The 18,925-nt window shown below is 53.0% G+C and carries 16 protein-coding genes; 3 read left to right on the forward strand and 13 right to left on the reverse strand.

The features are described 5' to 3' along the window. Positions 1 to 12: 12 nt before the first annotated feature. The 3 genes from gap to ACQGQ5_RS02725 form a co-directional block, all read right to left on the reverse strand. Positions 13 to 1,032: a type I glyceraldehyde-3-phosphate dehydrogenase gene (gene gap, locus ACQGQ5_RS02715; RefSeq protein WP_455735054.1), complete on the reverse strand. Its 1,020-nt coding sequence runs from the start codon at positions 1,030 to 1,032 to the stop codon at positions 13 to 15. A gap of 101 nt (positions 1,033 to 1,133) precedes the next feature. Continuing rightward, positions 1,134 to 2,120 carry a hypothetical protein gene (locus ACQGQ5_RS02720; RefSeq protein ID WP_455735055.1) on the reverse strand — a complete coding sequence of 329 codons (987 nt, stop codon included), beginning with the start codon at positions 2,118 to 2,120 and terminating at the stop codon, positions 1,134 to 1,136. A gap of 20 nt (positions 2,121 to 2,140) precedes the next feature. After that, complete coding sequence (locus ACQGQ5_RS02725; protein WP_455735056.1) at positions 2,141 to 3,514, reverse strand: citrate/2-methylcitrate synthase; 1,374 nt, start codon at positions 3,512 to 3,514, stop codon at positions 2,141 to 2,143. A 393-nt stretch (positions 3,515 to 3,907) separates the two neighbouring features. Here ACQGQ5_RS02725 and spoIID point away from each other — a divergent pair, with 393 nt between their 5' ends. Then, a complete protein-coding gene (gene spoIID / locus ACQGQ5_RS02730) occupies positions 3,908 to 4,984 on the forward strand; it encodes a stage II sporulation protein D (protein ID WP_455735143.1) in 1,077 nt (358 codons plus the stop codon). Positions 4,985 to 5,087: 103 nt separating this feature from the next. Here the strand turns inward: spoIID and ACQGQ5_RS02735 are convergent, their stop codons facing one another. The 10 genes from ACQGQ5_RS02735 to ACQGQ5_RS02780 all read right to left on the reverse strand — a co-directional run bounded on the left by ACQGQ5_RS02735 (position 5,088) and on the right by ACQGQ5_RS02780 (position 15,880). Further along, complete coding sequence (locus ACQGQ5_RS02735; protein ID WP_455735057.1) at positions 5,088 to 5,801, reverse strand: ABC transporter ATP-binding protein; 714 nt, start codon at positions 5,799 to 5,801, stop codon at positions 5,088 to 5,090. 1 nt (position 5,802) lies between these two features. Beyond that, a complete protein-coding gene (locus ACQGQ5_RS02740; protein ID WP_455735058.1) occupies positions 5,803 to 6,564 on the reverse strand; it encodes an ABC transporter ATP-binding protein in 762 nt (253 codons plus the stop codon). A 3-nt stretch (positions 6,565 to 6,567) separates the two neighbouring features. Then, positions 6,568 to 7,584: a branched-chain amino acid ABC transporter permease gene (locus ACQGQ5_RS02745; RefSeq protein ID WP_455735144.1), complete on the reverse strand. Its 1,017-nt coding sequence runs from the start codon at positions 7,582 to 7,584 to the stop codon at positions 6,568 to 6,570. Positions 7,585 to 7,596: 12 nt separating this feature from the next. After that, positions 7,597 to 8,478 carry a branched-chain amino acid ABC transporter permease gene (locus ACQGQ5_RS02750; protein WP_455735059.1) on the reverse strand — a complete coding sequence of 294 codons (882 nt, stop codon included), beginning with the start codon at positions 8,476 to 8,478 and terminating at the stop codon, positions 7,597 to 7,599. A 118-nt stretch (positions 8,479 to 8,596) separates the two neighbouring features. After that, positions 8,597 to 9,778, reverse strand: a complete 1,182-nt coding sequence (locus ACQGQ5_RS02755) for an ABC transporter substrate-binding protein (RefSeq protein WP_455735060.1) — start codon at positions 9,776 to 9,778, stop codon at positions 8,597 to 8,599. Between the two features lie 393 nt (positions 9,779 to 10,171). After that, positions 10,172 to 11,827, reverse strand: coding sequence for an ABC transporter substrate-binding protein (locus tag ACQGQ5_RS02760; protein WP_455735061.1), 1,656 nt, complete (start codon positions 11,825 to 11,827; stop codon positions 10,172 to 10,174). Positions 11,828 to 11,898: 71 nt separating this feature from the next. Beyond that, entirely contained in the window at positions 11,899 to 12,867 is a 969-nt protein-coding gene (locus tag ACQGQ5_RS02765; protein ID WP_455735062.1) for an ABC transporter ATP-binding protein, read from the reverse strand. Then, on the reverse strand, positions 12,864 to 13,874 hold the full coding sequence (locus ACQGQ5_RS02770; protein WP_444659614.1) for an ABC transporter ATP-binding protein: 1,011 nt from the start codon (positions 13,872 to 13,874) through the stop codon (positions 12,864 to 12,866). Before ACQGQ5_RS02770 ends, ACQGQ5_RS02765 begins: the two co-directional genes overlap by 4 nt. A gap of 11 nt (positions 13,875 to 13,885) precedes the next feature. Beyond that, the gene (locus ACQGQ5_RS02775) at positions 13,886 to 14,947 is read right to left on the reverse strand and encodes an ABC transporter permease (RefSeq protein ID WP_455735063.1); all 1,062 of its coding nucleotides are present in this window, start codon (positions 14,945 to 14,947) and stop codon (positions 13,886 to 13,888) included. A 15-nt stretch (positions 14,948 to 14,962) separates the two neighbouring features. Further along, positions 14,963 to 15,880 carry an ABC transporter permease gene (locus tag ACQGQ5_RS02780; protein WP_444659612.1) on the reverse strand — a complete coding sequence of 306 codons (918 nt, stop codon included), beginning with the start codon at positions 15,878 to 15,880 and terminating at the stop codon, positions 14,963 to 14,965. 613 nt (positions 15,881 to 16,493) lie between these two features. On the opposite strand from ACQGQ5_RS02780, the gene ACQGQ5_RS02785 reads away from it, so the two are divergent. After that, a complete protein-coding gene (locus ACQGQ5_RS02785; protein WP_455735145.1) occupies positions 16,494 to 16,871 on the forward strand; it encodes an ArsR/SmtB family transcription factor in 378 nt (125 codons plus the stop codon). Beyond that, positions 16,864 to 18,885: a heavy metal translocating P-type ATPase gene (locus ACQGQ5_RS02790; RefSeq protein ID WP_455735064.1), complete on the forward strand. Its 2,022-nt coding sequence runs from the start codon at positions 16,864 to 16,866 to the stop codon at positions 18,883 to 18,885. Before ACQGQ5_RS02785 ends, ACQGQ5_RS02790 begins: the two co-directional genes overlap by 8 nt. The last annotated feature ends 40 nt before the right edge of the window (positions 18,886 to 18,925 follow it).

An 18,925-nucleotide genomic window follows, 5' to 3' on the forward strand; every position in this document is an offset into this window, starting at 1 on the left:
CTGTAAGGTAAATTATTTATGATCGACGACATTCATGTGCTTGATCAGGTCCAGAACCTTGTTGCTATAGCCCCACTCATTGTCGTACCAGGATACGAGCTTGACGAAGTGGTCGTTCAGCATGATGCCGGCGTTCTTGTCAAAGATGGAAGTGCGGGGATCGCCGAGGAAGTCGGAAGAAACGACCGCGTCCTCAGTGTAGCCGAGGATGCCCTTCATTTCGTTCTCGGAAGCCTCTTTCACGGCTGCGCAGATCTCTTCATAGGTGGTCGGTTTTGCAAGGCTGACGGTCAGGTCGACAACGGAAACATCCAGTGTGGGAACACGCATGGACATACCGGTCAGTTTGCCCTTGACTGCAGGAATAACAAGCGCGCATGCTTTTGCGGCGCCGGTGGAGGAGGGAATGATGTTGCCGGCCGCGGCACGGCCGCCTCTCCAGTCTTTGCTGGAAGGACCGTCGACGGTCTTCTGGGTGGCGGTGGTGGAATGGACGGTCGTCATAAGGCCTTCCACAATACCGAACTTGTCGTTGACCACTTTTGTCAAAGGAGCAAGGCAGTTGGTGGTGCAGGATGCGTTGGAAACGACCTTCATGTCCTTTGTGTAGGTGTCGAGGTTAACGCCGCAGACAAAAGTCGGGGTTTCCTTATCCTTTGCGGGAGCGGAAATAACAACCTTCTTTGCGCCGGCTGTAATATGGGCGGAAGCCTTTTCGGTTGTGCAGAACACACCGGTGGACTCTACAACATACTCGGCTTCCACTTTGCCCCACGGGATCTGGGTAGGATCCTTTTCGGAAAAGACATTGATTTTTTTGCCGTTTACGACAAGCTTGCCGTCTTCGGCGGAAATGTCACCTTTGAAGTGGCCGTGCATGGTGTCGTATTTCACCATGTAAACCATGTAATCAACGTCAATAAACGGATCATTGATACCGACAATTTCAAACGTTTCCGGCTGGGCGACGGCTGCGCGGAAGACCAGACGGCCGATACGGCCAAACCCGTTGATGCCAATCTTAACAGACATAAAAATATACCTCCTGAAATTTAATCTTTCTTATTCCTATTTTATAGCATTTTAAGATATTTTACAAGTCATCTGACATAATTTTAACTAACTTTTTTCTTTTAATTCCGAATAAAAGGACTTTTCATTCTTTCACAGAACTGCTCCTGACTGTGATACGCTTTCGCCAGAAATTCCAGGCAGCTTTCTTCTTTCAGGACGCCGTCGGAGGGTTCGTCCTCCGCATTGTCCTCCGCTTCGCTTACAGCCGCGCCGACCCGGGGTTCCTCCGCCGGAAGCTCGCCGCCGGGCTTGTCCTCCCCGAGCTTAGCGTACCCGGTCAGGAACAGCACCACGTACAGCGCCAGCAAAACGTTCACCGGATACAGCCCGGCCGGGAAAGTGCCGGCGCTGTGGAGATTGAAAAGGAGCATTACCGTGCCCGGAATTCCGGTGGCCAGCAAAAGCAGCGCCGCCGGAAGGCCGAATACATAAACCATTTTCCCACTTTTTTCGTCTTCTATGCGCGCGAACATTTTCGCCTGGGCGAACAGGAACAAAAGCAGAAAGATCACCGCGAACGTATCGTAAATATTTTCCGAGACATTGACGACCGCCACATAGGTGATAAACAGCGAAACAAGGCTGGCACAGCCCCATACGGACGGAAGCAGCGCCAGAAGCGGGTGGTGTTCAAGGGTGTTTCCGCCCGTCGCGAACTGATAGGAGGTCAGGAGGATTACCCCGCCCGCGCAAATGCCGATCAGCGCCAGAAGAACGGAGGGAACGGGATTTTCAGATTCGGCCGAGGTGAAAAGGCCGACAGCGTACTGCAGAATGATCCCCAGTCCGGCCAGGGTGCCGAACACCGCCGCCGGAAGGCTTCTGATCGGGCTGTACTTTGGCTTTTTCCCTTTATCCAGGAAGCACATCAGGACCAGCAGAAGGACCCCCGCCGCAAGACCGGCGGAAACAAACGCGGTCGTCTTCATGCCGTCGATATAAAAGCCGGTGTCCTGATCCATCAGAAACAGGATCTGATAAATTCTGGTCGGCAGCGTAATCAGCAGAGCAACTGCGAACACGATCCAGGCATTCTTAATATTCATGATGTTCTGTCCTTCCAATCTTACTTTGCGTTTCGTTTGTCAAGGGATATGTACGGTTTGCTCTTCGACAGGGAACGATACGCCGGGCGCATGATCCTGCCGCAGGTCTCCATCTCCTCGATACGGTGGGCGCACCAGCCCGCAATGCGGGAAATCGCAAAAAGCGGCGTAAACAGGTCGCTCGGAATCCCAAGCATCTCGTAAACCAGCCCGGAGTAGAAATCGACATTGGCGGAGATGACCTTCATCTCCCCCTTGACCTTTGCAAAAGCCGCCGGCGCGAGCTTTTCCACCCGCTCGAACAGCTCGAATTTCTGAAGCATATCTCTTTCCTCGGCCATTTTGCGGGCTTTTGTTTTGAGGATGACCGCGCGCGGGTCGGAAAGCGTATAAACCGCGTGCCCCATGCCGTAAATCAGGCCGGAATGGTCGCAGGCTTCCCCGCGGACGATTTTTTCAAGGTAATTTCCGAGCTCCGTTTCGTCCTCCCAGTTATGCACATTCTCCATGATCTCGTTCATCATCATCATGACCCTGTGGTTGGCGCCGCCGTGCTTGGGGCCTTTCAGGGAACCGATCGCGGCCGCGATGGCGGAATAAATATCCGTGCCCGTGGAGGAAAGCACGCGCGCGGTAAAGGTGGAGTTGTTGCCGCCGCCGTGCTCCGCGTGGAGAATCAGGCACAGGTCGAGCAGCTTCGCCTCTTCATCGGTAAACATGCGGTCGGGACGGATCGCGTTTAAGATGGCCTGCGCCGTGGAATGGGAAGGGTCAATGGGATGGAAGTACATGCTCTGCTTGTCGAAATGACGGCGCTTCACCTGATAGGCATACGTCATGATGGTGGGCATCCGCGCAATCAGCTGGATGGCCTGGCGCATGTTATTCTGGAGGGAGGTGTCGTCCGGATTGTCATCGTAGGAATACAGGGCCAGCACGGAACGCGCCAGCTTATTCATAATATTCTTGGACGGCGCCTTGATAATCATATCCTCCGCAAAATATTCCGGAAGCTCGCGGTAGCTGTTCAGGGTTTTACAGAAGGTCTGCAGCTGCTGCGCGTTCGGCAGCTCGCCGAAAAGCAGAAGCCACGCGACTTCCTCATATCCGAAACGCTTTTCCGAAAGGCACCCTTCCACGATCTCCCGAAGGTCGATCCCGCGGTAGGTAAGCTTGCCCTCGTCCGGGATGCGCTCACCGTCCGCGATTAAATAGCCGTGTACGTTACAGATCATGGTAAGGCCCGCCATGACGCCCGTGCCGTCCGGGTTGCGCAGGCCGCGCTTGACCTGATATAATTCAAATTTATCCTGCGGAATTTTATTGTTCGCCCTGAATTCGTCACACAGGCTTTTCAGGCCCGGATTGTCCTGCTCAAGTACAATTTCTGCCATATCAGTACACCATTTCCCCACGCAAATTCAATAAAAAAAAGCCGTCCTGCTCCGCGTGGAAGAACCGACGGCGACGCCAATAGCTCCTATCAACACTTTCGTATATAATATATATCACCGCGAAATCAAAGTCAAGTAACCCTGCATTGCAGAATCCCTGATCTTGCAGCAAAAAGATTTAAGAAATTCATTTTTATACCAAATTTCGCATTCAGTAAAATATATTTATAATTTTATGAATAATCTTTAATATGCTCATGTAAAATGTAATACGGTAGCTTTCCTGTTCCGAAAACGGACCAGCCAGACCGCGGATCAGCGCTGAGATTTTCCGTGCAAAATTCAGCCGCTTATCAGCCAATTTGACACTGCACGGAGGAATGGTGGTTGAAAATGAAAGGCAAAACCTTACTGGGACTTCTGCTTTTTCTGATAATGTTCCTGATCCCGTTTTTATCCATGGGTGCGAAAATCCCGGACAAGACAGACAAGCCGGGCTCCAAAAGTTCCTCGTCTGCCGTACAGTCCGGTCAGCAGCCTCAATCGCAGGCAGAACCGCAGTCCCAGCCCGTATCCCAGACACCGCAAAGCAGCGCGCCCACAGCCCCGAATACGGCCCAATTCAAGATACTCGATACCAAGAGCAACCAGGTTCTGACGGTGAGCGACCGGGATTTTCTCTACGGCGCGATCGTCACCGAAATGTCCCCCGAATCCCAGCCGGAAGCGCTGAAAGCGCAGGGCGTCGCCGCGTATACCTATTACAGCCGTCTGCGTACACAGGAAAGGGCCACCCCCACGGCCGCGCTGAAGGGCGCGGATTTCTCCGCGGACACGCAGGGATGGCAGATTTACGCCAGCAAGGCGCAGATGCAGGAGCGCTGGGGAACCAAGTTCGACGAATACTACAACAAGCTTACGCAGGTGGTAAACGCCGTATACGGGCAGGTACTCAAAAGCGGGGATGATCTCGCCGACGCGACCTACTACGCTATTTCCTCCGGCAGGACGGAAACCTCCGAAGACATCTGGGGCGGGAAGCGCAGCTATCTGGTCTCCGTCGCAAGCCCCGGGGACATATTCGCCGGCGGGTACCAGACCACGGTCACGCTCAGCGCCGACCAGTTCAAAGCGGCGGCTCTGAAAGCCGCGCCGAAGGCGAGCTTTGGAACGGACGCGGCCAAATGGGCCGGCACCGTCAGCCGCACCGCCGCGGGTTCCGTCAAAACGATAGAGATCGGCGGGGTTTCCGTAACGGGCAACGACGCGCGCAGCGCGTTCGGGCTGCGTTCGGCAAACTTCACCCTTACCTGTAAGGACAATGCTTTTACCTTCGTGGTAAAGGGGTACGGACACGGCGTCGGCATGAGCCAGGTGGGCGCGGATTACATGGCTTCGCAGGGGTCGACCTACAAACAGATTCTGGCGTGGTACTACCCCACCACCTCGCTGACAGCGGTTGCTGCATAATGAACGTGGAAAAATCCGTGAGGGAACCAAAAGAATCCGCATTTGTCCAACGCCCGATTTTCTCATACAAAAAGAGGCTGCCGCAGCAGCCCCTTTTTTTACATCAGCCGCCCAGATAGGCCTTGCGGACCTTCTCGTTGTTCGCAAGCTCATCCGCGTCGCCCTCCATGGCGATCGCGCCCGTTTCCAGAACGTAGGCGCGGTTGGCGATTTCCAGCGCCTTCTTCGCGTTTTGCTCGACCAGCAGGACGGTGACGCCCGACTGGTTTACATCCCGGATAATGCTGAATATCTCGTTCACCAGAAGCGGGGAAAGGCCCATGGACGGTTCGTCCAGCAGAAGCATTTTCGGATTGCACATCAGCGCGCGTCCGATTGCGAGCATCTGCTGTTCCCCGCCGCTGAGCGTACCGGCAATCTGTCTGCGGCGCTCTTTCAGCCGGGGCAGGCGCTCAAACAGCTTTTCAAAGTCGTCCTCGATCTGATCACCGTCATTGCGGATATACGCGCCCATCTCCAGATTTTCGAGCACGGTCATTTTGGAAAAAATACGTCTTCCCTCCGGGACCTGAGCCAGCCCGAGCTTAATAATCCTGTGGGGCTCCGTCGTACGCAGGTCGTTGCCCATAAAGGTGATCTCGCCGTTCTTCGGCTTGATGAGCCCCGAAATAGAATGAAGCGTTGTGGTCTTTCCGGCGCCGTTCGCGCCGATCAGGGTAACGATTTCCCCCTCCTGCACTTCAAATGAAATATTTTTAATGGCATGGATGGATCCATAGAAAACATCCAGATTTTTTACCGACAGCATAACTCCCATATCACTCACCTCCAAGATACGCGGCGATCACTTTAGGATCGTTGCGTACCGTTTCCGCGGTACCTTCCGCGATGATCCTGCCATAATCCAGAACCACAATATGTTCGCAGATTCCCATGACGAAGTTCATGTCGTGCTCAATCAGCAGGATCGCAACGTTGAATTTATCACGGATCAGCATGATGGTTTCCATCAGTTCCATGGTCTCGGTCGGGTTCATGCCGGCCGCAGGCTCGTCAAGGAGCAGGACCTTCGGATTGGTCGCGAGCGCGCGGGCGATTTCCAGCTTGCGCTGCTGGCCGTAGGGAAGGTTTTTCGCCAGATCGTGCGCATGTCCGTCGAGGCTGAAAACCTGTAAAAGCTCGTGCGCGCGTCTGGAAATCGCCTTCTCCTCCTTACGGTAGGAGGGAAGACGGAACATCCCCGCCAGAACGGAATACTTCATCTGGCTGTTCATCGCGATTTTTACGTTGTCAATTACGGTGGCGTCCTTGAACAGGCGGATATTCTGAAAGGTCCTCGCAATTCCGTTCTGAGTGATCTGATAGGTCTTTTTTCCGACAATGTTGTTTCCATCGAGCTCAATCACGCCCTGCGACGGCATGTAAACGTCGGTCAGCAGGTTAAAAACAGTGGTTTTTCCCGCCCCGTTCGGCCCGATCAGACCAATAATCTCCCCTTCGTTGATGGAGAAATGCACATCCTCAAGGGCCTGAAGGCCGCCGAAAGCAATCCCAAGATTTTTTGTTTCCAGTACAGACATCGGTTAGCCCTCCTTATTCGAAACCGGGTCCTGCTTTTTCCCTTTTACAGCACCTTTGATTTTATCCACTGTTTTCATCAGCGAAAACTCGCTGCGGCCCAGCAGCCCGGTAGGACGGAACAGCATCACGCAGATCAGCACGATGGAGTAAAGCAGCATACGGTAGCTGGCAAACCCGCGCAGCGCTTCCGGCAGAACGGTAAGCACGCCCGCGGAAATAATGGAGCCCGTAATCGAGCCCATACCGCCCAGCACGACCATCACGAGGATTTCCACCGAACGGTTGAAGTCGAACTTGGAGGGATCGATCAGACCGATCTGGTGCGCGTAAAGGCCGCCCGCCACACCGGCAAAGAACGCCGCCAGAATGAACGCAAGCAGCTTGTAATAGGTGGTGTTGATGCCCGAGGCCTCCGCGGCGATTTCGTCCTCGCGGATGGAAATGACGGCGCGGCCATGGCGGGAAGTCCCGAAAGTAAAGCTGATAAAGATGGCCAGGACGGCAATAAAGAATATATAGGTAAACATCGCCGTCGGGTTATGGCGCGAGTTCAGGGAGTCGATGCCGTAAAGGCCCTTCGCCCCGTTGGTAATGGTAAGATTGTTGGCGATCACGCGTATGATTTCCCCAAAGCCCAGGGTGATAATCGCCAGATAGTCGCCTTTCAGGCGCAGGGCCGGCACGCCGATGATGACGCCGAAAAGCGCCGCGACCAGGCCGCCCAGCACCAGCGCGATAGGGAACGCGACCGGAAGCGAAAGCCCGGAGTGAAGGGTGAACAGGCCCGCGGCGTACGCGCCCACCAGCATGAACCCCGCGTGGCCCAGAACCAGCTGGCCCAGCAGGCCGGTCACAAGGTTCAGGCTGACGGCCATAATGATGTTGATGCACATCATGTTGATAATATCGGAATAATAGCTGTTTACAACGCCCTGGCGGATCAGCAGGGTAAAGACCACATACAGAAAAATAACGATTGCCAGATTGACAACGTAAGAAATCTTTTTTCTTCTTGAAATACCCAACATTCGTTACACCTTCTCCCTTGTATTTTTACCGAGCAGACCCGTGGGCTTTACCAGAAGGACGATAATCAGGATTCCGAATACCACGGCGTCCGTCAGGTTGCTGCTGATATAGGCGTTCGTCAGGCTTTCGGCAACGCCCAGCAGGTAGCCGCCCAGCATGGCGCCGGGAATGCTGCCGATTCCGCCGAGCACGGCGGCGACAAACGCCTTCAGGCCCAGCAGACCGCCCATAATCGGTTTAATCTGCGGATATGTGTTGCAGTAGAGCACCGCGCCCGCGGCGGCCAAAGCCGAGCCGACGCCGAATGTAAAGGCAATGGTGGTGTTTGTGTTGATACCCATCAGCTTGGCGGCGCCCGCGTCTTCAGAGGTCGCGCGCATCGCCTTGCCGATCTTCATTTTGCTGACCATGAGCTGCAGCCCCGCCATCATGGCTACGGATACCAGAATGTTCAGGACCGTGGACGAGGTAATCTGCAGTCCGCCGATCTGCAGCGGGCTGAAAGAAAACATTTTCGGCATTGATTTCGCGTCCGACCCAAACAGCAGCTGAAAAAGATTCTGCAGAAAGATGCTGACGCCGATTGCCGTAATCAGCAGAGAAATTCTGGGCGCGTCCCGGACCAGAAGCCTGTGGTATGCCACGCGCTCAATCACAACGCCGGCAAGCCCGCAGAAAATAATCGAACCCAGCACCGCAAGCCACAGGGGAAGATCCATCATAACCAAGATAACAAACACGACATAAGCGCCTACCATAATGATATCGCCGTGCGCAAAATTGATCAGCTGTACGATACCATAAACCATACTGTAGCCCAGAGCGACCAGCGCGTAAATGCTGCCGATACCCAGGCCGTTGATGATCTGCGAAAAGAAATCCATAAAACCGCACCCTCCTGCATTTAATTGAAGCCGTGATATTGTTCCCAGAAAACCCGAAAAGAGGGCGAATTTCTTCACCCTCTTTTTCCCTTTTGATCCCTAAACAGAACGGGCAAACTTACTTTTTAAAGTTCTCTACAAATTTGTATTTTCCATCCGCAATGGTGGTAATGACGGCCTCTCTGACCGGGTTGCGGTTTTCGTCGAATGTGGTGTTGCCGGTAAGGCCCTTGTATTCAATACCCTTGAGCGCTTCAACAATCTTGTCGGAATCCGTGGAACCGGCCTTCTCGATCGCGGCGGCCATCATGCCCATGGCGTCATAGCCCAGAACGGCAAACATGTTTGCATCCACGCCGTAGGACTCCTTGTAGGTTTTCAGGAAAGCCTGCAGATCGGGGTCGGTGCTTTCCGCGGAGTACTGGCTGCAGAAATAGCAGTCCTTCACGGAGTCGAGGTTGCTCTTGTCAATTTTTTCAAGAACGCCGTCCCAGCCGTCCGAACCGAGGAGCTTCGCGCTCAGGCCGACGTCCTTCGCCTGTACGGCAATCAAAGCTACGTCGGAATAATAGACCGGAACCATAACGACGTCGGGATTGCCGGCCTTGATCTTTGTAAGCTGTGATTTAAAATCAACGCTGCCGCTCTGATAGGCTTCTTTGTTGGTAATGGTCATGCCGGCTTCTTTTGCAGCAGCTTCAAAAGCATTCGCAACGCCGGTGGAATAGTCGTCGCCGTTGTCATAGATAATCGCGGCGGTTTTCGCGCCGAGCTTCTGCGCCGCATAAATAGCCATCAGTTCGCCCTGGAACGGGTCGATAAAGCAGGCGCGGAAGATATTGTCGCCGGCCTTTGTAATATCCGCCGCGGTACCGGTAGCCGTAATCATCGGCAGGCCGTCTTTTACCGCCTTCTGCGCGACGGCAATGGTCGGTTTAGAGGTAACGTCGCCAACCACCGCAACTACCTTGTCATCCTGTACAAGCTTGTTGTAAGCATTGACGGCCTCGATTGCGTCGCCCTTTTCATCGTAAGGGATGTATTCAATCTGCTTTCCGAGGACGCCGCCGGCTTTATTGATCTTATCTACAGCCAGCTTAACGCCGTTGTTTGTAGCAATCCCGTAAACGGATACGTTTCCGGTCAGCGGCGCAAGCCCGCCGATTTTAATGGTTTCACCGGCCGCAGCGGCACTGCCCGCAGCCGCAGAGTCCGTGTTCCCGCCTCCCTGAGCGCAGCCTGTTGCAGAAGCAGAAAGCATTACAGCCGCCAAAGCAGCTGCCAATAAACGCTTTTTCATTATGTTTTACCTCCCAAGTAAAATAGTTTCTTCGCATTTTTACACGACAGCCGAGTCGCCGAAACAACCCGGTTTCATACCCTGATCTTGATATTCTAATGTTTTTGATTATACTACTGATGAAACATATTTGCAACTGCATATTTATAATTATTCGTTTTATTTTATAAAATCGTAAAAATGAACAGTTTTTATTTGCTTTTTAAACTTCCGTCGTATATAAATGAAATATCGCATTACCAATATTGCAAATTCATTGGTTAACTATCGCTTTAAACCAGTAAAATTTTGTTTCGATGCAGTATGGCCTACCCAAATCATTCAAATAGAGAGAACAACGCGCAAAAAAGCGTCCCCGTAAAAAACGGGAACGCTTCAAAGCACTTGAATGAATCAGCCTTCTACAGAAGCATACATGAAATAGTCGAAGCCCATCGGGGATTGATAGTATCCCTTCACCTTCGGGTTCAACAGAACAATACGGGTACGGTAGGTCGTTGGCGCAACCACCATATCACGCATCAGAATGTCCTCCGCCTGATGCAAAAGCGGCATTCTGACTTTGTTGTCGTCCGTTGCTTTGACCTGCGCAATCAGCTTATCGTATTCCGGATTGGAATATTTGCCGCTGTTGTTGCCGCCGTCGGTCACAAACAGATCGAGCATGGAAACCGCGTCGTTGAAATCCACTCCGAATCCGCCGCGGGCGATCTGGAAGTTAGCCTTGTTGCGGGTATCCAGGAACACGGACCACTCCTGCTGGGAAATCGTGACGTTCACACCCAGCTCGGTCTTCCACATATTCTGCAAAGCTTCGGCGAGCGCATTGTTCATGGAAGCGGGATTGGTGACGTACTCAACGGACGGGAAGCCCTTGCCGTCCGGATAACCGGCTTCCGCAAGAAGCTTTTTCGCCTCGGCTACATTCTTCTCATAATCTTCCGCCTTGATGGAAATGTAATCCCCTCCGACATCGCGGAATTCTTTTGAGGAGTCCTCGTCCTGAAGACCGGTCGGAACAAAAGCGCCGGCGGGAGCCTGGGCTTTCTTCGTGATCTTATCGGCAATATAATTGCGGTCGATCGCAAGGGAGAAGGCTTTTCTGACTTTTATGTCATCAAAAGGTTTCTTCTCGCAGTTAAAGATGCAGTAGTTTGTGCTCAGATCCGGCAGAATTTTGAAATCGGGCTTATCCTGCCAGGTGGCGATCTCTTCCACCGGAATGGTGTAGCAGAAGCTGATTTCGTCGTTCTGGTAAGCGGCGAGCCTCGGCGAATCGTCTTCCAGCAGCACAAATTTCAAGGTATCCAGTTTGATTTTATCCTTGTCGTAGTAGTTCGGGTTCTTCTCCATTGTAATGCTCTCTTTGTGGCTCCAGTCCTTGAGCTTGAAAGCACCGTTGGAAATATAGGTTTTCGGGTCCTGCGTCCAGGTATCGTTCCCCTCGACAATGTCCTTACGGACCGGGAAATAAGCCGTAAAGGAAAGCAGCTCTTCAAAATACGCGCACGGGGCCCTCAGGGTCACGACCAGCGTCTTATCGTCCGTAGCTTTGACACCCAGCGTATCTTTGTCCATTTTTCCCTCGGCTATTTCGTTCGCGTTGAGAACCGGATCAAAAATATAAGCATACTGGGAAGCTGTTTTCGGATCGACCACTCTCTTCCAGGCGTATTCGAAATCGCCCGCGGTCACCGGCTTGCCGTCGGACCATTTAATATCGTCGCGGAGCGTGATCGTATACGTTTTATGGTCGTCGCTCTTTTTGATCTCTTTTGCCTGCGCATTGATAATCGTGTGATCGGGTGAATAGCGGGTAAGTCCTTCAAACAGATGGTTCATGACGGTGGTAACGTCCGCCGCCTGGTTCAGGGCAGGATCCATCGTGGCCGGTTCCGCGCCGAGGCTGACGCTCAGCGACTGGTTGGCAGCCGGCGCGCTGCCCGTTCCTTCTGCGGCAGAGGAGACGGCTGCGCCGTTTCCGCAGCCTGCAAAGGCGGAACCCATCATCGCCATCGCAAGAACGAGGGCAACAATTTTCTTTTTCATAAAAATCCCTCCAATTTCTTTCTTATTTTCTCTTCTTTATTATTTCAATTTGCAGCGCAAATTAAAACCTGTTAAAACTCCCCGATACGATGACAGGCCGCAAAATGACCCGTTTCATATTCCTTGAATTCCGGCACCTCGGCCGCGCACTGTTCCGTCGCGTACGGGCAGCGGGTCCTGAAACGGCAGCCGGAAGGCGGATTCAGCGGGCTGGGTACGTCGCCCTCAAGCACGATTCTTTTTTTCGCGCGGCTCATCTTCGGGTCCGGAATCGGGATCGCGGAAAGAAGGCTCTGCGTGTAAGGATGAATCGGGTGGTCATAGAGCGAATCGCTGTCCGCAAGCTCGACGAGCTTTCCCAGATACATGACCCCGATCCGGTTGCTGATATGCTTTACAATCGCAAGATCGTGGGCGATAAACAGATAAGTCAGGTCCAGCTCCTGCTGCAGATCCTCAAACATATTGACGACCTGCGCCTGTATGGAAACGTCCAGCGCGGAAATCGGTTCGTCACACACAATAAATTCCGGATTCACCGCCAGCGCGCGCGCAATGCCGATCCTCTGGCGCTGTCCGCCGGAAAACTCATGGGGATAGCGGTTTGCGTGCTCGGAATTCAGGCCCACACGCTCCAGCAGGGAAAGGATCCTGTCGCTGCGCTCCTTGCGGCTGGAAGCCAGATTGTGGATATCGATCGGCTCACCGACAATGTCGCCGACCGTCATGCGGGCGTCCAGGGACGCGTAAGGATCCTGGAAAACGATCTGCATCTTTTTACGGTAAGGGGCAAAGTCCACATGCGTGACGTCCGCCCCGTCGTAGATAATTTTTCCTCCGGTCGGCTCATACAGCCGCAGGATGGTTCTGCCGGTCGTCGTTTTTCCGCAGCCGCTTTCTCCGACCAGTCCCAAGGTTTCTCCCTTATTGATATAAAAGCTGACGTCATCAACAGCCTGCACATAATTTGTCTTGAATATACCTCCGTTTACCGGAAAATATTGCTGAAGATGCTGAACTTCCAACAGCTTTTCGCTCATTTTGTGTTTCCCTCCCCGGCTTTTTCAAACTGCTCTTTCTGCAAGAGCCAGCAGGCGCTTTTGTGGCCCGGAGAAATCTCGGTAAACTCCGGCATCTGCCTAAGGCAGATTTTCATGCACCTGTCGCAGCGGGAAGCAAACGGGCAGCCCGCCGGAGGATACAGCAAGTCAACGGTGGTTCCTTCAATCGGAATCAGCCTCTCGTGCCCCTGCTCGTGGATTTTCGGGACGGAGTTCAAAAGGCCGACCGTATAACAGTGCTTGGGATTATAAAAAATATCGTCCGTACTGCCGATTTCAACGATCTTGCCGGCGTACATGACCGCAATGCGGTCGCAAACGTCGGAAACGACGCCCAAATCGTGCGTAATCAGGATAATCGACATGTTGATTTTCTTTTTCAGCTCCACCATCAGTTCCAGAATCTGGGCCTGAATGGTAACGTCGAGCGCCGTGGTGGGTTCGTCGGCAATCAGCAGCTTCGGCTCGCACGCCAGCGCCATGGCGATCATCACCCTCTGGCGCATTCCGCCCGAAAATTCGTGCGGATACTGCTTCATGCGTTTTTCCGGTTCGTTCATACCGACCAGAGCCAAAAGCTCGACGGCCCTCGCCCTGCACTCCGCCCTGCTCTTATCCGTGTGCAGACGGAGCATTTCGGTAAGCTGGCTCCCGATGGTATAGACCGGGTTCAGGGAGGTCATCGGGTCCTGGAAAATGATGCTGACTTCGCTGCCGCGCATTTTCCGGAACTCTTTTTCTTTCATTTTTTCGATATGGTGTCCGTTGAACTCAACGGTGCCGCCCACCACTTTTCCGGGGTCGGCAATAATTCCCATCAGGGTGTAAGCGGAAACGCTTTTTCCGCTTCCGGATTCTCCAACGATTCCAAGCACCTCGCCGTGGTCAAGCGTATAGGATACGCCGCTGACGGCCTTTACCTCTCCGGCGGGGGTAAAAAAGGAAACTTGAAGATTTTCTATGTCAAGCAAGCAATTTGAACTCATTTTCAAATCTCCTATTTCTTAAGCTTCGGATCAAACGCATCTCTCAGGCCGTCGCCGAAGAGATTGAATGACAGAATAATCAGGCTGATGGCAAGGGACGGAATAATCAAACGGTAAGGAAACGCGTTGATTCCGCCCAGCGCGTCGGAAGCAAGCGAACCGAGGCTGGCCATGGGAATCGCGACGCCCAGCCCAAGGTAGCTCAGAAAGGCCTCCGTAAAAATCGCGGAAGGAATCTGCAGGGTCGTTGTGACGATCAGCGTCCCGATGCAGTTCGGAAGCAGATGCTTCGAAATAATCTGGCGGTTGGAAGCGCCCAGCGCCCTTGCCGCCGTAACAAATTCCTGTTCCTTCAGCGTCATGATCTGGCCGCGTACGATACGGGCCATGCCGACCCAGTACAGCAGGCTGAAGGTAATAAAAATACTGATCAGCCCGACGCCGATTTTCTGCAGCCCCGCAAAGGCGGGATTGCTGTCGAACAGCTGAGTCAGCGGCGTTTTCAATGTTACCTGCAAAAGAATAATAATCAGCATATCCGGCACAGAGTAAATAATATCCACGATACGCATCATGATCATATCGACCTTGCCGCCGAAGTAGCCGGCGATCGCGCCGTAGATGCTGCCGATCAGAAGGACCAGCGCGCTGGCAATCAGGCCGACCAGAAGGGAAATTCTGGCGCCGATCATCACGCGGATGCCAAGGTCGCGCCCGAAGCTGTCCGTGCCGAAAATGTGGGGGAATACTTTTTCTCCGGCATCTATTTTCTGGATCTCGCTCTGGGAATACTGCATCGGCGTCAGATCTTCGCTGCCGCGGATCTGCTGGTCATATTGATACGGGTAAAAATTAGGAACAATAAACGCAAAGGTCAGAATGAGCAAAATAACAATCATTGCGACCATGGCCACTTTATTTTTAGCAAAACGCTGCATTGCGTCTTTCCAATAGGTTGTGCTTTCGCGCATCACAACCAAGGATTCTTTTTCATCCGAGCTGGCAGGCAAAAAGTCGTCTGCGTTCAGCTGGAGGCTAAAGGGATTCTTTTTGAGCTTTATATCTTCCAACATCTTTTTCTGCCCTTCTCACTTCAGTTTAATTCTTGGATCCACCAGTTTGTAACAAATGTCCACAAGCACATTCATGAAAACCAGTAAGATGGCGAGGAAAAGAGTGGTACTCATCACCATCGGATAATCGCGGCCGGTAATACAGTTGATAAATTCACGGCCCAAACCCGGGATGGTAAATATTTTCTCAACCACAAAGCTTCCGGTCATCGTGTAGGCAAGCAGCGGGCCGACATACGTGATTACCGGAATGATCGCGTTTCTCAGCGCATGCTTGAACAGCATGGAAAATTTACTTACGCCTTTCGCCTTCGCCGTGCGTATGTAGTCCTGATTGAGCGCGTCCAGCATGCTGGAACGCATCAGGCGCGTAATATACGCCGTGGGATAAAACGACAGCGCCGCAACCGGCATGATATAATGCAGCGGCGTTTTTAAACCGAGCGTCGGCAATATGTGCAGATTTACGCCGAACGTAATCAGCAGAAAAGACGCGACAACAAAACCCGGCACGGCAATTCCCATCGTAGAAATGACCATCAGCAGGCTGTCGACCCATTTCCCTCTGTTCAGCGCCGCCACGGACCCCATCGTCACACCCAGAATCAGCGCCAGTAAAATCGAAATCCCGGCAAGCCTGGCCGAAACGGGAAACGTCGAAAAAATAATATCGTTGGCGGTCCTGCCCGTCTGTTTGATGGACAGACCGAAATCACCGTGCAGCAGATTGTTCATATAATTCAAGTACTGCACATACTTCGGTTTATCCAGTCCGTATTTTACTGTCAAAGCCTGGGTCGTCGCCGGCGAAACCGCTTTCTCGCTTAAAAACGGGCCTCCGGGTATCATGTTCATCAGCGCAAAGGTGATCACGGAAATCAGAAAAATCGTCAAAAGCGCATAGCCGATACGCTTGATCACATAGTTTGTCACTACAGCCACTCCTTAAAATTCCTGTTTGCACAAGGCAATGTCATATTTCACGCATCAAATAAATATGACCGGGTATCCTAAAAAGGAATACAATACGGAATTATATCACAAATATGCCCTTAATTCAACACAGTCTATTATTTACCTTCATACGCCTGTGTAGGACACACCCTTGTCCGGATGTGTCCTACATACCATATCTTATTTTGTTATTATATCAATTTCTGATTCAGAATACAAGTTAATTATGTGGAATACTCTTAAATATTCTGCTTTTTTGCATATTTTTTCCCCAAATATTCAAAAAAAGAGACCGAGAAACCGGACCGTCCCGTTGCGGCACCGCTTTTGTTCTCCCATAATTTGGAATTCTGTTTTGTACATAGATTTCCCGGGACATAGAAAACCGCGTTTGTAAAAATCGTTTGGAACGCGGGCCGCTGCCCACCGAAGGAAAATAAGACGGCAAAAGTCGGAAATTCCGGAAAATCCGGCGGGTATTTTCAACTATTTTTTATTTTTAAAAATCTATTTTAAAAATCTATTGCATAAATTTTGGAATCGGAATATAATAGAACCAATAAATGAATACATGTTCATATGAACAGGAGTGATTATAGTGGAAGAAATAACCGACTTATGCGAAGAAAAATGCGTCCATCCCAGTCTTGTTGAAAAAACACTCCACAGCATGCCCGATCTGGATATGCTGTTCGCCCTTGCGGAATTGTTCAAAGTCTTTGGCGATACCACCAGAGTCCGCATCATCTGCGCGCTGTTTGAAAACGAGCTGTGTGTCTGCGATATCGCGGAAGTATTGGGCATGGGCCAGTCCGCCATTTCCCATCAGCTCCGCCTTCTGCGCAGCGCCCACCTTGTGCGGGTAAGGCGCGAAGGAAAATCCTCTTTCTATTCCCTTGACGACGACCATGTCCGTCTGCTGTTTGAACAGGGCTTAAACCACGTAAAGGAGGAAAACCCGCATGCATGAATACGAGAATGAACAGCGGGAACCCCTCTGCTCCTGCTGCGCGCACGATCATCACGAGCACCATGAACACGAGGAGTGTTCCGAACAGGAGCACGGCCACGACAGCCACGGCGATCAGCAGGTCCATTCAGCCTCCTGCGGATGCGGATGCAGCCACTGTGCAAGAGAAGAAAACGAAGAAGAGGAAAACCCGGACCGATTGAAAATAGAAATCCTATCCTCTCTGCTGTTCTTTGCGGCGGGCTTTCTTTCGGAACACATTTTCCAGGCTCCGCCGCTGATCCCGGGAATCCTGTTCGGCCTGTCGGTTGTTTTATCCGGCTGGCGCATATTCAGAAGCGGCTGGCGTTCCCTTTTGAAACTCAGGATGGATGAAACCACACTGATGGCGGTTGCGGTGGTCGCGGCTTTCTGCCTGGGGCAGTACCTGGAAGCGGCAATGGTCGCCATTCTGTACCAGCTGGGAGAAATGATTGAAGACAAGGCGATCGATCGTTCCCGCGAAAGTATCGGCAAGCTCGCGGAAATCCGCGCGGATACGGCACGCAGGGTGCGGGACGGAAAGGAAGCGATCGTTCCCGCGCAGGAGGTGCGAGTCGGGGACACCATCGCGGTCTATCCCTTCGAGCGGGTCCCTCTGGACGGCAAAGTCCTTTCGGGGACCTCCACACTGAACGCTTCCGCGCTGACGGGAGAAAGCGTTCCCGTAGACGCCTCCGCCGGTTCCGAGGTCCTGTCGGGTATGATGAACGAACAGGGACCCCTGACGGTTGAAGTAACGCACGATCTTCAGAATTCCGCCGCCTCCCGGATCATTGCCATGGTGGAATCCGCCGCCGCACGGAAGGGCAGTGCGGAAAAGCTGATCACCCGTTTTGCGGAAATCTATACCCCGCTGGTGATGGTGCTGGCCGTCCTGCTGATGGTTCTTCCCCCTCTGCTCGGCCTGGGAGAGTTCCGTGTCTGGCTTTACCGTGCGCTGATCTTTCTGGTAGCCTCCTGCCCGTGCGCACTGGTCATCTCGGTTCCGCTCGGGTTCTACGCCGGGATCGGCGCCGAAAGCAAAAACGGCGTCTTGATCAAAGGCGGCAGGTTTTTAGAAGCCCTTGCACTGGCCGACGCGGTTGTATTCGATAAAACAGGAACCCTGACCAGCGGCGAACTGAAGCTGAGCAAGGTGAACGCTTTGGGCAGCCTGGACGAAGCCGAACTTCTGCGGATCGCGGCCTCCGCCGAGCAGTACAGCTCCCACCCCGCCGCGAAAGCGGTGATAAAAGCCGCCGCCGGAGCGGAGCTTCTGCCCGTCGGGCAGGCTGAAGAGATTCCCGGAAGCGGCGTGATCGCGGTGATGGACGGCAGAAAGGTCATCTGCGGCCGCAGAAATCTTCTGGAAGAGAACGGACTGAATATGGAGAACTTTTCCCCCGCCTCCATTTTTATCGCGGTTGACGGCGTCGTAGAAGGCAGCGCAGAGCTGAGCGACACCGTGAAGCCCGATTCCGCAGAGGGAATCGGGCTGCTGAAAAAAATCGGCCTGAAGCGGATCGTCATGCTGACCGGGGACAACGAAAGCTCCGCGGCCGCGGCCGCGGGGGATTGCGGAATCACGGAGTACCACGCCGGACTGCTTCCGGAAAATAAAGTATCCATTATGGAAAGCATCCGCACAGAGACCGGAAAGACCATCTTCGTCGGCGACGGCATCAACGACGCCCCGGTACTGGCCGCGTCCGACTGCGGGGTCGCCATGGGGCTTGGCACCGACGCGGCGATCGAAGCCTCCGACGTTGTACTTACGCTGGATAAACCGTCCAAACTGGCGCCCGCCATCCGGATCGCGCGCCGCGCGATGGGGGTCATCCGTTTCAATATCGCCTTTGCGCTCGCCTGCAAAGCATTGGTGCTCGTCCTCGCCGCTCTCGGCTACTCCTCCATGTGGATGGCCGTATTCGCGGATGTGGGCGTCTGTATCCTCTCCGTGATCAACGCGACAAGGATCCTGAAATTCCGTTAATCGCTCGCTTTCCCACCGTTAAAATGACAGAACAGCCTTC

This window comes from Caproiciproducens sp. (assembly GCF_053840905.1).